Consider the following 13,802-nt stretch of genomic DNA (forward strand, 5'->3'; position numbering starts at 1 on the left):
AAAAAAATGCAAAGCATTATACTTATAGGTAAGCCAAATGTGGGAAAATCAAGCCTTTTTAATAGAATGGCAAGACAAAGAATAGCTATTACAAGTGATATTTCAGGCACAACTAGAGATACAAATAAAACGCAAATTCATATTCATTCAAAAAAAGCCATGCTTATTGATAGTGGAGGGCTTGATGAAAGTGATGAACTTTTTAAAAATGTGAAAAAAAACACTTTAAAAGTAGCTAAAGAAAGCGATATCATACTTTATCTAGTTGATGGGAAATTAGCGCCTGATGATGAGGATAGACAGTTTTTTTATTCTTTAAAAAAACTTGGAAAACCTATAGCCTTAGTGATTAATAAAGTAGATAATAAAAAAGATGAAGAAAGGGCTTGGGAGTTTGAAAATTTTGGCGTAAAGGAAATCTTTAATCTTTCAGTAACCCATAATGTAGGCTTAGATGAACTTTATGAATGGCTTGAAAAATTTTTACATGAAGAGTTTTTAATCCCCGATGAAGAAGAAAATTTAGAAGATTTTTTAGAGTATTATGAAGAAGGAAAAGAATTTCAATTTAAAGAAGTCGATCAAAATCATATCAGAGTGGGTATTGTAGGGCGTGTAAATGTTGGAAAATCAAGTCTTTTAAATGCTTTGGTTAAACAAGAACGCAGTGTTGTAAGTTCTATTGCAGGAACTACTATAGATCCTGTTAATGAAAGTGTAGTTCATAAAGATAAAGTGATAGAATTTGTTGATACTGCAGGTATTAGAAAAAGGGGTAAAATTCAAGGACTCGAACGCTTTGCCCTAAATCGCACGGAAAAAATTTTATCTCATTCTCAAATAGCACTTTTGGTTTTAGATGCGCATGAGGGCTTTAACGAGCTTGATGAACGCATTGCTGGGCTTGTGGCTAAGCATTATTTGGGTGTGATTATTGTTTTAAATAAATGGGATAAAAGTGAGATGGATTTTGATAAGACTGTAAAAGAATTGCGTCTTGATCGTTTTAAATTTCTAGCTTACGCACCCGTGATTAGCGTATCAGCTTTAAGTGGAAAAAGGGTGCATGTTTTACTCGATAAAATTTTGCAAATTTTTGAAAATTTCACTCAAAAAATCCAAACTTCTAAGCTTAATACCTTGATAGAAAATGCCACAAGAGCACATCCTTTGCCGCATGATTATGGGAAATTGGTTAAAATTTATTATGCAGTACAATATGACTTAGCACCGCCAAAAATTGCACTTATTATGAATCGTCCTAAGGCCTTGCATTTTAGCTATAAGCGTTATTTACAAAATCAAATCAGAAAAGAATTTAATTTTGAAGGTGTGCCTTTAGTGATTGCTTCGCGTAAAAAGGGCAGTAAAGAAAATGATGAAAGCTAAAAATATCGTTTTTATAGGATTTATGGGTTCTGGAAAAAGCACTTTAGCAAGAGCTTTAGCTAAGGATTTAGATCTTGTTTTTTTAGATAGTGATTTTTTAATAGAACAAAAATTTAATCAAAAAGTCAGTGAAATTTTTGAACAAAAAGGGGAAAATTTTTTTAGAGAACAAGAGCAAAAAATGGCTGATTTTTTTAGTTCTTGTGAGAAAGCTTGTATTGCTACAGGTGGGGGTTTTGTTAATGTTTCAAATTTAGAAAAAGCAGGTTTTTGTATTTATTTAAAAGCAGATTTTGAATATTTAAAAAAGCGTTTAGACAAAGATGAAATTTCTAAAAGACCTTTATTTTATGATGAAATTAAAGCAAAAAAATTATATAATGAGCGTTTAAGCAAGTATGAACAAAAGGCAAATTTTATTTTAAATATAGAAAATAAAAATATAGATGAGCTTTTAAGCGAGATTAAAAAGGTGATAAAATGAGAGTATTAACAGGCCTTCAGCCAAGTGGCGATTTGCATATAGGTAATTATTTTGGTGCGATTAAGCAAATGGTAGATGCACAAGAAAAAAGCCAAATGTTTATGTTTATTGCTAATTATCATGCCATGACTTCTTCTCAAGATGGAGAAAAACTTAAACAAAATTCCTTAAAAGCTGCTGCGGCTTTTTTAAGCCTTGGTATAGATCCTCAAAAAAGCGTTTTTTGGTTGCAAAGTGATGTTAAGGAAGTTATGGAGCTTTATTGGATTTTATCGCAATTTACTCCTATGGGTTTATTAGAGCGTGCACATAGTTACAAGGATAAAGTTGCTAAGGGACTTAGTGCTTCACATGGGCTTTTTTCTTATCCTGTTTTAATGGCGGCAGATATTTTACTTTTTGATACACGAATTGTCCCTGTAGGAAAAGATCAAATCCAGCATGTTGAAATCGCACGCGATATTGCTTTAAAAGTTAATAATGAATGGGGTGAAATTTTTACCCTTCCAGAAGCGAGAGTTAATGAAGAAGTAGCTGTGGTTGTGGGTACTGATGGAGCAAAAATGAGTAAATCTTATCAAAATACTATAGATATTTTTAGCAGTGAAAAAACCTTAAAAAAACAAATTTCTTCCATAGTTACAGATAGTACCGCTTTAGAAGATCCAAAAGATCATGAAAACTGCAATATTTTTAAAATCGCAAAGCTTTTTTTAGATGAATCAGGGCAAAAAGAATTACAAATACGCTATGAAAAAGGTGGTGAGGGTTATGGACATTTTAAAATATATTTAAACGAGCTTGTAAATGCTTATTTTAAAGAAGCAAGAGAAAAATATAATGAGCTTTTAGAAAAGCCTTCGCATTTGAAAGAAATTTTGGATTTTGGTGCGACAAAAGCAAGAAAAATCGCCCAAGAAAAAATGCAAAAAATTTATGAAAAAATCGGACTTTAAGGAGTAGAAAATGCTAGATTTAAAAAATTTGCAAAATAATTTTGATGAAGTGGCTAAAAAGTTAAAAAATAAAAAAGTTGATGAAAATATCTTAAAAAAACTTGCTGAACTTTTTGCAAGTTTAAAAAAAGAAAAAATAGCCTTGGAAGAATTTCAAGCTTTTCAAAATAAATTCAGTAAAGAGCTTGCTACAGCCGAAGATAAAGAAAGTTTAAAAGCAAAATTAAGCGAAAATAAAAGCAAAATTAATGAGCAAAGCGCTAAAGTAAATGCTTTAGAAAATGAGCTTGAGGAAATCGCTCATGCCATCCCAAATATCCCTGATGAATGTGTGCCTGTGGGTGAAGATGAAAATGAAAATGTGGAGCTTAAAAAAGTTTTAAATCCACCTAGCTTTGATTTTACTCCAAAAGAACATTTTGAATTAGGCGAGAGTTTAAATTGGCTTGATTTTATGCGTGGGGTAAAAATTTCACAAAGTCGTTTTTGTGTGCTTAAAAATGAAGGAGCTTTATTAAGCCGTGCTTTGGTAAATTATATGATAGATTTTAATAGAAGTCGTGGATTTGAATTTGTTAATGTACCTTTTTTGGTAAATGGTGCTACTATGTTTGGGACGGGTCAGTTGCCAAAATTTAAAGAAGATATGTATAAGGTAGATGATGAGGATTTGTATTTGATCTCAACTTCTGAAATTCCAGTAACCAATCTTTACAGCGGAGAAATTTTAGCGAGTGAAACTTTACCTATAAAAATGACTTGTTATAGCGCTTGTTTTAGAAAAGAAGCAGGCAGTGCAGGGCGTGATACAAGGGGTATTATAAGACAACACCAGTTTGAAAAAGTAGAGCTTGTAAGTATCACTAAACCTGAGCAAAGTGATAGTGTGTTTAATGAAATGCTTGAGTGTGCAAGTGATTTGCTGAGTTCTTTAGGTTTAGCGCATAGACATTTGATGCTTTGCACTGGAGATTTGGGTTTTAGTGCAGCAAAAACTGTAGATCTTGAAGTGTGGCTTCCAGGACAGAATAAATATCGTGAGATCAGCTCGGTTTCAAATTGTCGTGATTTTCAAGCAAGACGCGCTAAAATTCGCTATAAAAACGAACAAGGAAAAAATGAACTCGTCCACACTCTTAATGGCTCATCTTTGGCAGTAGGAAGAACCTTGGTAGCGATTATGGAAAATTATCAAGATAAAGAAGGAAAAATTCATATTCCTGATGTTTTGAAAAAATATTTTTAAAGAGTATAGATGGCTGAACAAGAAGATATAATACTAGAAAAACCCGAAGATGGCTTAAATCAACCAAGACTTGATGAGAGTTTAGAGGGATTTAAAGGGCAAGAGGGGCAAGCTCCAGAAGATGAAGAATTTGCATCATTGCCAGAAGAATTACCTCAAGAAAATAGTGAAAGTGGTTTTAAATTTACAAGAGAAAGTGCGCCTGAAGATGTATCAACTTTTGAAGAAGTTGAAAGTCAAGAGCCTACGCCTTGGTATAAAGATCGTAAGTTTATGTCTCTTGTGGGTTTATCTTTGGGGATTATTTGTATTTTAGTTTTTACACTTTTTTATTTAACTTTTAGTGAAGGAAAAATTAAACCAGATATTATAGCTTCTAAGCCTTTAGAACAACCTGTTATTATGCCTGATGAATCATATAAATACAATGATATGCAAAGAATTGATGGTATGATCCAAAAAGCAAATGCTTTATATTTAAAGGGTGAGGTTGAACAGGCTTTAAAAGTTTATGAGCAAGTTGCCGTATATAATGAATCTTTATCTAATTATAATTTAGGCGTTTCTCAAATGAATGAGAATAAATTCCAAGAAGCTTTTGAAAGCTTCAAGAAAGCTATAGCCAATGGAGAAAATCAAAGTGTAGCTGCTATCAATGCTGCTGTTTGTGCTTTAAAGCTTAATGATAAGGAAAAATTTAGATATTATATTGATTTAGCTCAAGTGTATCTTCCAAAAGAAGGAAAATCAAAATTATATGATTATTATTTAAGCTTGATTAATTATTACAAAGGATATTACCCTGAGGCCTTACAAATGTTACAAAGAACAGATGTGGAGCCGTATTCTGATGTTGCAAAGTATTTGTCTGCTAAAATTTATGCAAAAATGGACTTTGATTCCAAGGCTATACAGCAATTAAATTCTCAAGGCAATTTTGAATCTAGTTTATCTTTAGGTCTTTTATACGCTAGAATAGGAGAATATGCTAAAGCTAAAGTCGCTTTAAGTACAGCGATGAAAATTGAAAGAGATTTTAATCAGAGTTTGGCGGCTTTAACATTGGTTGATATTAAAACAGGAAATTATCAAGATATGTTAGCGCGCTTGCAAAATTCTTATGATAACGATAAAGATAGATATAAGATTTTAGATACTTATAAAATTCAAGTTCGTTTAAATAAGGATCTTTTTAATATAGCAGTTGCTCAAAATTCTTTTTCAAAAGATTTGCTAAAAAAACAAAAAGATCAATTCGATTTGCTTTTTTATTTTGCACCTTATCAGGTTTTTGATAGTAAGCAGGCTGCTTTATATATTAAAAAAGCTAATGTTACAGATTTCGTTGATGATAGTACTGATGTGGGAATTTATCTTAATATAAGCAAGGCTCTTTCATCTACCAATGTAAAAATTGCCAATATTATTAACTATGCATTAAATCAGAAGTTACGCCTTGCTAACCAAGAATTTCAAAAACTTATCAAGGATTATCCAGAACATAGTATTTTACATTATAATTTGGCTTTAACTTATGCCCAAATGCAAAATTATGAACTTGCTTATAAGCATTTTTCAAGTTCATATCATCTTAATCCTAAAAATTACTTAGCAGGTGCTTTTGCTATGTTTTGTGCAAAATTAATTGATATTGATACAACTAAACTTTACAATGAAATTCTTGATAATATAGCTGCTGATTCTAATTTTAAAGCTAATATGCAAAAAAGTATGTTATTTTTAGTTAATAATAATTATATTTCTATGCTTCCTTATTTAGATGAAACAAAAAAAGATACGCCTTTGAGTTTGATTTTTGAAGCTATTGTTGCTAAAAATAATAACCTTAATAATCAAGTAGATGTGAAAATTGCTAAATTACGTTCAGAGTTGCCTGAAGATATTTTGGCAAATATTTTGTATTTTAATTCTTTAAATTCAAATTTAAATATTAAAGAATATGCTCAAAATGCTCAAATTCATTTTAAAAATTTAAAACTTGATTATCGTAGTGTTTTTGGTGGGCCAAATATAGCTAGGGAATTTTATGTTAATTTAATGCATATTGCAGGGCTTTTAAATTTAGAAAGACAGAAATTTAAAGAGTTGATTAATGTTTCAGGAGCAAAAGATGAGGGTATTTTACAAACTTTAGCTTATTTGGATATTTTTGCACAGCAATACGAGGAGGCTTATGCGCTTTATAATTCTTTGATTGATGATTATGGAGCTAAAGATACTAAAACTTTATTTTTAGCAGCCGTAGCAGCCGTAGGTGCAAATAATCCAAATTCAGCTATAGCGCTTTTGCAGCTTTCTAAACTTACAGATAAAAATAACAAAGAGAGTAAAGCAGCTCTTGGTATGTTGTATCAAGAAGTAAAGAACTATGAAGCTGCGATATCTCAGTATAAAACTTTACCTAATAATTTTAAGAGTGAATTTTTTACTTTTGATATTAATAACAACTAAAAATGCTTAGAAATTTCTAAGCATTTTTAGTTAAGCTTGAAGATCTAGAGTTTTTCCGCCTAGTTCATCGATGCGATCGCTAACTTTTTTAAGTGCCGCATCTATTGTATCTTGACTGATTTGAGGAAGTTCTCCACCCCACATTTTTTCTGCTTGCTCAAATCCTTTTTTCATACCTTCAAGACCTTTTTTTAATTTTTCAACATCATCGCCACCGCCTTTAATAACAAAATCCGCGATGCGATTGGCTGTATTTTCCACTCCAAAAAAACCATCTTCACTTACAAGTTGTTGAAGTTCATCTGTATTCATATCAAGTGGATTTTTGCCACTGTAGCCTAAGGATGCAAAATCAATATTTGTAAGTATAGATTTCGCAGTATCTAAATTGGCACCATTTAAAAGACTATCTAGTCCAGTTTGGGCATTGCTCGAACCTATTACAGCATTCATTGTTTGCTGTTGAAACTGAACTAGGTAAATTTGTGTAATGCCTTTTCCACCAAGTGCATTTAATTTTTCAAGGGTATTTTTATCTACATCCTTGCTAGAATTAGCACTTTGAACATTTTTGTCTTTTGTGTTTTCCTTAGCATCATCTGCCTTCTTATTGCTAACTTGTGTTTGTGCCATGCTAGCGATATTTGAAAAAGTATTCACTTGCATATTTGCTCCTTTATGTGAGGCTTTAGTTTATATCGACTTTTGACTTAAAAAATTTATAAGGACATTAAATTCCTTATTTTCAAAGGAATTTAATGTTTTATTGTAGATAATAAGCAATTTGCTCTTTATTGAGAATGCGGATAAGATTGCTAGTACCTTCTACTCCTGTTGGAAAGCCTGCAGTTAGAAGATAGCATTTATCTTCATCCATAAAACCTTTTTCAACACTTGATCTTACAGAGTCTTTTAATAATTCTGTAAGTTCATTACTTTTGTTAACCAAGATCGCAGGATTAACTCCCCAAACTATACTTAAAGAGTTTAAGGTTTTTTCAGAATGCCCTACTGCTATGATTTCTATATTTGGACGATATCTCGCAATCTTAATAGCAGATTTTCCGCTACTTGTTAAAGAAAAAATAGCATCAGCGTTAAGATCTGTTGCAAGATGAGCTGAAGAACGCATGATTTTATCTGTATTGTCTAAATCATTAAAATCATTAAATTTGTTATATGGATAGCGTTTTTCTGTTTCTATTATAGTTTGGCACATTATATCAACAGCGTTTGCAGGATCTATACCAACGGCACTTTCTTCACTTAGCATTACTGCATCTGTTCCATCTAAAACAGCATTTGCAACATCTGAAATTTCAGCTCTTGTGGCGGTTTTGCTTTTGGCTAATGAAAAAAGCATCTGAGTCGCAGTAATAACAGGCTTAGAGACATTGTTTGCTTTTTGTATGATTTCTTTTTGGATATTAGGAACTTTATAATAAGGTACCTCAATACCTAAGTCTCCTCTTGCAACCATTATACCATCGCTAGATTTAATAATCTCATCAATATTTTCTACTGCATCAAATTTTTCAATTTTTGCAAAAATAGATATTTTTGCGTTATTTTGTGCTAAAATTTCACGAACTTCATCAATATCGTGCGCATTTTGTACGAAAGATATTGCTAAAAAATCTACTTCATTTTTTATACCCCAAAGTAAATCATTTTTATCTTTTTGTGTAATAACATCAATATTGATTTTAGTATTCGGAAAATTAATACCTTTATTTGAGTTTAAAAAACCATCATTTTCTATAATGGTTTCAATTTTTTGATCATCTATGTTTTCTACTTTAGCACGAATTGATCCATCATATAGATAAATATATTCATCAATTTTTAACATATCTAAAATAGATTTTTGATTAATACTGATTTTATAATGATTTTGAGCAATCTTCTCCCCTAAAATTGTTTCACGATAAAAATCAAGTCTATCACCCTTTTTTAATTCAAATGGTTCTTTAAGTTCACTTGTACGAATTTTAGGACCACTAATGTCTTGTAAAATTCCAATACGAGTATGCAATTCTTTAGCTACTCTTCTTATGGTATCTAAGTTTTTTTTATGATACTCATGTGTTCCATGAGAAAAGTTTAAACGGAAAACATTTACACCATTGATAATCATTTGGCGTAGAATTTCTTCCTTTTCACTTGCTGGACCTACTGTGGCTACAATTTTTGTTTTTTTAAGCATGGTAAACTCCTTTTGAAATTATTGTAGCTAAAAATAGAAACAAAATGATTACAATAATTCTGAAGAAAATTTATCTTCGTTAAATTCCATTCCTAGGTAATTACATATAAGCTTTGCATCTCTTTCAGCATTTCCTAAACAACTTGTTGCCCCAGGACTTGGAGTCATATTGAAAATAATACCAGGGGTTTCTGTGATGCTTGCTTCACCTAGCATTAATTCTCCTTTAGTTTTATCAATAACTTGTGGTCTTACGCCTCCAAAACCTTTCGCATAATAAATATCGCTTGCTTTAAGACTTGGGACTATTTTTTTGGCATCTTTAACAAATAAGCTTTTATCAATAAAAGGTAGTTCAAAAAGATAATTATAAAAGATGTAATTTCTAATTGTTGCATCTTTAAACATATTAAAAGTTACTTTTAAAACAGTTTTATCAAGTTTTAGTGCTTCAAAAAATTCTGGAACTGATTTTAGACCATGATAACGTTCTAGTTTTGGAATAACAAGTGCAGTAGGTCCAAAGCGAGTGTTCATATCAGCAAGCAAATCAGGATCTCCATGAAGAGCTGCAAATGGAAGTTTAGGATTTTGCACCATATAAACCTTGCCATTTAAAAGTTTTTGTTTGGTTAAATAAAAACTTCCTGCAACAGGCCAACAAGACTTATCCATACCTAAGTTCATTTTATGTGCTAAATATAAAGAGTGCGCCCCAGCATTGACAACTACGCTTTTGGCATGGTATTCTTGATGATTTGAGGTTTTTAATATAAAAATATCATCTTTTTTTTCTATGTGAATAATTTCTTGATTAAAGGCAACGAAAGTATTTTTATTTTGTTTTTGTGCTTGTTCTATTAGATTTATGCTCATTTTCCCAAAATCTACAGTTGTAAAAACCTCGCCACTTTCAACACCCATGGCGCAGATATTTTCAGGTCTATCTTGATTGCAATCTTCTCCTAAAACAACTTTGGGTTCAATTTGTTTGATTTTTGTTTTATTGAAAAATTTTATATAAGGATAAAGTTCTTTAAATTCTTCATAGCGTTTTTTCATATAATCACATTCTATATCTCCAACAGCTAGAGCCATTTTTTGATGAGAAAACATGAAATTATTTTGCGCATTTTGCATGAGTCCATATTTAACTATCATATCAGCTGTTCTTTTTACTTTTCGCGCTTTTTCTAAAGTATAATTGGTTTCAATATCTCCACAATGAATGGTTTGAGAATTACTCGTTCCCTTAGAATTTAATGTTGCAGCTGTATTATATTTTTCTATCAAAGCAATATTTTTAATATTTGTATATCTTGCAAGCTCGTAAAATAATGCTGCTCCTGAAATTCCAGCTCCGATGACAAGCACATCAAATTCTTGTTGGCTCATTGTTTTTCCTTTTTTTATTTTAATAAACTTTTTTCTAAATAGAAGTTTAATTGAATTTGTTTTACAAAAAGTTAAATTTCATTAAGGTTTGATATCAATGAGAATTTTTGTAACATTTTTAATAAAGTAAATTGGGATTTTCTTTTATAATCTTTTTCATTCCTCGAAAGATTAAAAGTTTATCATAAATTGCGTGATCGAAATAATTTGCTAAAAATTGCCCATCTCCACCAGTGAAATAAAGCTTTTTATTTTGAGCGGCATCTTTTATCAGTAGGTAAATTCCTTTAAAAACACCATAACTTAAAGCATCCATGGTTTTTTGCGGGAATGCATCAAGACTAACTTGAGTATTAAATTCACTTTTTAATCGCGGTGAAATATGGCTATAAATTTTTTTATAATTTGCAATACCTGGCAAGATAAAACCACCAAGATGTATAGAATTAGAAATAATATCAATTGTAATAGCACTACCTGCATCTACAACAACCCCATCTTCAATAGTATAACAAGCTGCTATGCGATCGATTCCTAATCCTTGATAAATTGTATCAAATAAAAAATAAGGTTCAAGATTGATAAAATTTTTTTGATTTTTTAAATGTTCTTTGAGATGTTCATTGACATTGATATAAAAAATTTTTTGTTCATTTTTAAATTCTAAAAACTGATCTATACTAAGAGTAAAATATTTGTTATCATCTAGGAAATTAGCATTTGAATTCCCAATATCACAGAGCAACATAGATATTAAATCCTTTCATTTCTAGATGATTTTTTGCTTTAGAGCAAAGAGAAGCCATACTAAAAAAATATTTGTTATTTATGTTAATTTGCTGTGCTAGATTTTCTAAAAATAAGGCATCTTTCATTAAAAATTTTGTTTTTCCTGTATACATAAAAAGAATGTTATTTTGATCTTTAGCACAAATATAACTTTTTTTTCTAGTCAACATACTTAAGTCATAGGGCTTTAAATTTAATTTTAAAGACTTTATTGTTTGTTCTAAAATTTTTATCATAGCAAATCTAAAATTTTATCTCCGTAGTAAAATTTACCATTCCCCATGAAAGAAATTTTATCAACAGCTTCTGAAAGTTTAAATACTTGTGTATTATCTAAATTTAGATTCATTTTGATAAGATAGCCTGTTTTTTCAAAAATATATAAATAATTATTGTATATATTGCTTTTTACAAAAATAGCAAATTCAAATTTTTTTTCTGCAATTTTTCTTAAGTTATAATCAGTTTTAATAATAGTGCCATCTTTTTCTAGTATAAAAATACCATCATCACTAAGTGCAACATCTTTTATGTCAGCGTCAAGATAAAGAGTTCTAGCAGGGCTTACAACAATGATTTTTTTAGCTGTTGCTGCTATAAGTTTATCTCCGATTACACTTAGATGGATTACATTGTTGAAAAAATTTTCTGCTGAAATAACCACATCTTTAATGACTTGAAGATTGCTTCTTGAAAGAATTAAAATTTTGCCATCTAGCGTTGGATATACGATGATATTGTCTAAAAATATAGGATTAGCGGTACGACTGTCTTGAGCTGGAGCTGAGGTTAGGGTTTGACTAAATTTAATACCCAAAGAACGATTTGCAAGAACTATAGTATTGTTTGCAAGTACAAGGGCTAAATCATCTCCATTAGAAGCTACTCCTACAACACTAGCGTCAAATTGAAAATTATAAATTTCATTATAAGAATTGTCAAAAATTTTTAAATTTCCATTATTATCTGCAGTAAAATATTCCCCATCTTGATAAGCTAGAAGCATATAATTTTTAGGAAGTTTAAACTTGTCTATGGAGATATTATTTTTTAAGATAGCTGTATTATTGCTAAGTTTTGCAGAAACTAGATTCCAATCAACGATTTTACTTTTTAAATTGCTATTATGACTTAAATCTCCATCGGTTTGTTTTGGTTCAAAATATTGTCTTTTGGTGCCACAAGCACATAGAAATATTAAACAAAATAGTGTTAAAAATATTTTTTTCATTGTGTAATGCCTTGATAATGTTTGAGGTTTTTAGCTATTTGATTTAAACTTGAATTTTCTTTTATCTGAGAAAGTAAAACATTAGCTTCTTCGATTTTATTTTGCTCTAAAAGTTTGTAAGCTTCTAATAATTTATCATAATTTTTTAAAAATATTGATTTATCTCCTAAAGATAATGCAATAATATTTTTAAGTAAAGTGTTTGTTTGAGCATTATTATAAATTTGTTTTAGTTCATTTTGAAAGGCTGTATTATTAAGATCATTAATATTTTCTTTTAGTAAAAAGATAGTGTAAAGATTAGTATTTTTATTTTTAAGTTGTTCTAAAAGATTTTTATTGCTAGGATCTTGTATTAGATTGGCATAAATTTCATTTGCTTCTTTTGTTTTATAATTGTTTATTTTTGAGATTATAAAATTTCCAGCAAACCAAGCAACTAAAATTATCACAACAGCAGATATATAAAATTTATACTTGCGTATAAATCTCTCTCCTTTGATAAAATTTTCTATAAATTGTTCTTCTGTGTTAAGTTCATTTTTAACAGCTTTTAAATTATCTTTTAGTCCCAAAATTTATCCTTGAAAAAATATTTTTATTTTTGTATAGAAAAATTATGATATTGTATCATATAAATTGCAAAATATCCTAAACAATTTAAAGCTTTTTATGATATAATTTTCAAAATTTTAACTTTTTTATTAAGGTTTAAGAAATGCAAATAGATGAGAAATTATTAAGCAAGCTTGAAAAATTAAGTGCTTTACAAATAACAAAAAACAGAAATGAAACCATTGCACAGTTAAGTGAAATTGTGAATTTTGTTGAAAAATTAAACGAACTTGATTTAGATTCCCAAGAGATTACTGTGAGTACTATAAAAGGTGGAGCTCCTTTGAGGATTGATGAGATAAGAAATAGCAATGTTATTGATGAGGTTTTAGATTGTGCTCCAAAAAAACAAGAACATTTTTTTGTTGTTCCTAAAATCATAGAATGATTAACTTAGCATTTAGTGCTTATTTGTAGAATAAATTTAAAACAAAAAAAATCAGAGAGTGATTGAAATGAATTTTTATTGGTTTGATGCTTTTATTTTAGGATTTACCTTGCTTTTAGGGCTTAAGGGTATTATCAATGGTTTGATAAAAGAAATTTTTGGACTTTTGGGTATTATTGGTGGTGTTTTTATTGCTTCAAAATATGCAACTCAAGCAGCTGAATTTATACAAAGTACTTTTTATAAGATAGAAAATCAAAGCTTAGCTGGATTTGCTGGATTTTTGGCCATATTAATTATTTTTTGGATAGTTTGTTTATTGGTGGGTAATTTTCTTTCTAAGTTGATTAAATTAAGTGGCCTAGGTTTTTTAGATCGTATTGGTGGCTTTATATTTGGCGGAGCAAAAATCTTTTTAATTTTTGCAATTTTGGTTTTTTGTGTAGCAAGAATCGATTTTTTAAATGATAAATTAGATAATTTTGCTAAAAATAGCTATACTTTGAATTTGCTTAAAGAAACTGGATCTTTTATTATGAATCAACCTTTAACAGAAAATAGTCTAGATCATGCTAATGAAAAGTTGCAAGATATTGTAAGTGATTTAAACAATACTCAAAAAGGGGAGTGA

Annotated in this window: 14 protein-coding genes; 7 read left to right on the plus strand and 7 right to left on the minus strand. The window is 29.8% G+C overall.

The genetic code is table 11. The features are described 5' to 3' along the window. Positions 1–6: 6 nt before the first annotated feature. From der to pflB, 5 genes are read left to right on the plus strand one after another with little or no spacing between them, the layout of a single operon-like run. Complete coding sequence (gene der / locus FBF11_RS01860; RefSeq protein WP_168977448.1) at positions 7–1,389, plus strand: ribosome biogenesis GTPase Der; 1,383 nt, start codon at positions 7–9, stop codon at positions 1,387–1,389. Beyond that, positions 1,376–1,873 (plus strand): shikimate kinase, encoded by a 498-nt coding sequence (locus tag FBF11_RS01865; protein WP_002860280.1) that lies wholly within the window; start codon positions 1,376–1,378, stop codon positions 1,871–1,873. The genes der and FBF11_RS01865 overlap by 14 nt, the downstream gene beginning before the upstream one ends. Further along, positions 1,870–2,829 (plus strand): tryptophan--tRNA ligase, encoded by a 960-nt coding sequence (gene trpS, locus FBF11_RS01870; protein WP_002858719.1) that lies wholly within the window; start codon positions 1,870–1,872, stop codon positions 2,827–2,829. The genes FBF11_RS01865 and trpS overlap by 4 nt, the downstream gene beginning before the upstream one ends. A gap of 10 nt (positions 2,830–2,839) precedes the next feature. Then, a complete protein-coding gene (gene serS / locus FBF11_RS01875; protein ID WP_002858681.1) occupies positions 2,840–4,075 on the plus strand; it encodes a serine--tRNA ligase in 1,236 nt (411 codons plus the stop codon). A 9-nt stretch (positions 4,076–4,084) separates the two neighbouring features. Beyond that, positions 4,085–6,547 carry a motility protein PflB gene (gene pflB, locus FBF11_RS01880; RefSeq protein ID WP_057042209.1) on the plus strand — a complete coding sequence of 821 codons (2,463 nt, stop codon included), beginning with the start codon at positions 4,085–4,087 and terminating at the stop codon, positions 6,545–6,547. 30 nt (positions 6,548–6,577) lie between these two features. Here pflB and FBF11_RS01885 read toward each other — a convergent pair whose 3' ends face one another. From FBF11_RS01885 to FBF11_RS01915, 7 genes are all read right to left on the minus strand, one after another. Then, positions 6,578–7,213: a hypothetical protein gene (locus tag FBF11_RS01885; RefSeq protein WP_002860276.1), complete on the minus strand. Its 636-nt coding sequence runs from the start codon at positions 7,211–7,213 to the stop codon at positions 6,578–6,580. 97 nt (positions 7,214–7,310) lie between these two features. Beyond that, positions 7,311–8,753, minus strand: a complete 1,443-nt coding sequence (gene pyk, locus FBF11_RS01890) for a pyruvate kinase (RefSeq protein ID WP_057042208.1) — start codon at positions 8,751–8,753, stop codon at positions 7,311–7,313. A gap of 48 nt (positions 8,754–8,801) precedes the next feature. After that, a complete protein-coding gene (locus FBF11_RS01895) occupies positions 8,802–10,148 on the minus strand; it encodes an FAD-dependent oxidoreductase (RefSeq protein WP_052797521.1) in 1,347 nt (448 codons plus the stop codon). 118 nt (positions 10,149–10,266) lie between these two features. Beyond that, on the minus strand, positions 10,267–10,896 hold the full coding sequence (locus tag FBF11_RS01900; RefSeq protein ID WP_002854234.1) for a type III pantothenate kinase: 630 nt from the start codon (positions 10,894–10,896) through the stop codon (positions 10,267–10,269). Continuing rightward, positions 10,883–11,173 carry a hypothetical protein gene (locus tag FBF11_RS01905; protein WP_002859475.1) on the minus strand — a complete coding sequence of 97 codons (291 nt, stop codon included), beginning with the start codon at positions 11,171–11,173 and terminating at the stop codon, positions 10,883–10,885. The genes FBF11_RS01900 and FBF11_RS01905 overlap by 14 nt, the downstream gene beginning before the upstream one ends. Then, positions 11,170–12,168, minus strand: a complete 999-nt coding sequence (locus FBF11_RS01910) for a hypothetical protein (protein ID WP_002868695.1) — start codon at positions 12,166–12,168, stop codon at positions 11,170–11,172. Before FBF11_RS01910 ends, FBF11_RS01905 begins: the two co-directional genes overlap by 4 nt. After that, positions 12,165–12,743, minus strand: coding sequence for a hypothetical protein (locus FBF11_RS01915; protein ID WP_002868696.1), 579 nt, complete (start codon positions 12,741–12,743; stop codon positions 12,165–12,167). Before FBF11_RS01915 ends, FBF11_RS01910 begins: the two co-directional genes overlap by 4 nt. A 143-nt stretch (positions 12,744–12,886) precedes the next feature. Here FBF11_RS01915 and gatC point away from each other — a divergent pair, with 143 nt between their 5' ends. Beyond that, a complete protein-coding gene (gene gatC / locus FBF11_RS01920) occupies positions 12,887–13,171 on the plus strand; it encodes an Asp-tRNA(Asn)/Glu-tRNA(Gln) amidotransferase subunit GatC (RefSeq protein WP_002858734.1) in 285 nt (94 codons plus the stop codon). Between the two features lie 67 nt (positions 13,172–13,238). Next, the gene (locus FBF11_RS01925; RefSeq protein ID WP_002872089.1) at positions 13,239–13,802 is read left to right on the plus strand and encodes a CvpA family protein; all 564 of its coding nucleotides are present in this window, start codon (positions 13,239–13,241) and stop codon (positions 13,800–13,802) included.

Origin of the sequence: Campylobacter sp. CFSAN093224 (genome assembly GCF_012897395.1) — a bacterium.
Classification (GTDB): Bacteria; Campylobacterota; Campylobacteria; order Campylobacterales; family Campylobacteraceae; genus Campylobacter_D; species Campylobacter_D jejuni.

What these genes read in the sequence shown, in the direction of transcription:
- der (WP_168977448.1), top strand. Translation starts at nt 7, where the DNA reads ATGCAAAGCATTATACTTATAGGTAAGCCAAATGTGGGAAAATCAAGC.
- FBF11_RS01865 (WP_002860280.1), top strand. Translation starts at nt 1,376, where the DNA reads ATGATGAAAGCTAAAAATATCGTTTTTATAGGATTTATGGGTTCTGGA.
- trpS (WP_002858719.1), top strand. Translation starts at nt 1,870, where the DNA reads ATGAGAGTATTAACAGGCCTTCAGCCAAGTGGCGATTTGCATATAGGT.
- serS (WP_002858681.1), top strand. Translation starts at nt 2,840, where the DNA reads ATGCTAGATTTAAAAAATTTGCAAAATAATTTTGATGAAGTGGCTAAA.
- pflB (WP_057042209.1), top strand. Translation starts at nt 4,085, where the DNA reads ATGGCTGAACAAGAAGATATAATACTAGAAAAACCCGAAGATGGCTTA.
- FBF11_RS01885 (WP_002860276.1), bottom strand. Translation starts at nt 7,213, where the DNA reads ATGCAAGTGAATACTTTTTCAAATATCGCTAGCATGGCACAAACACAA.
- pyk (WP_057042208.1), bottom strand. Translation starts at nt 8,753, where the DNA reads ATGCTTAAAAAAACAAAAATTGTAGCCACAGTAGGTCCAGCAAGTGAA.
- FBF11_RS01895 (WP_052797521.1), bottom strand. Translation starts at nt 10,148, where the DNA reads ATGAGCCAACAAGAATTTGATGTGCTTGTCATCGGAGCTGGAATTTCA.
- FBF11_RS01900 (WP_002854234.1), bottom strand. Translation starts at nt 10,896, where the DNA reads ATGTTGCTCTGTGATATTGGGAATTCAAATGCTAATTTCCTAGATGAT.
- FBF11_RS01905 (WP_002859475.1), bottom strand. Translation starts at nt 11,173, where the DNA reads ATGATAAAAATTTTAGAACAAACAATAAAGTCTTTAAAATTAAATTTA.
- FBF11_RS01910 (WP_002868695.1), bottom strand. Translation starts at nt 12,168, where the DNA reads ATGAAAAAAATATTTTTAACACTATTTTGTTTAATATTTCTATGTGCT.
- gatC (WP_002858734.1), top strand. Translation starts at nt 12,887, where the DNA reads ATGCAAATAGATGAGAAATTATTAAGCAAGCTTGAAAAATTAAGTGCT.
- FBF11_RS01925 (WP_002872089.1), top strand. Translation starts at nt 13,239, where the DNA reads ATGAATTTTTATTGGTTTGATGCTTTTATTTTAGGATTTACCTTGCTT.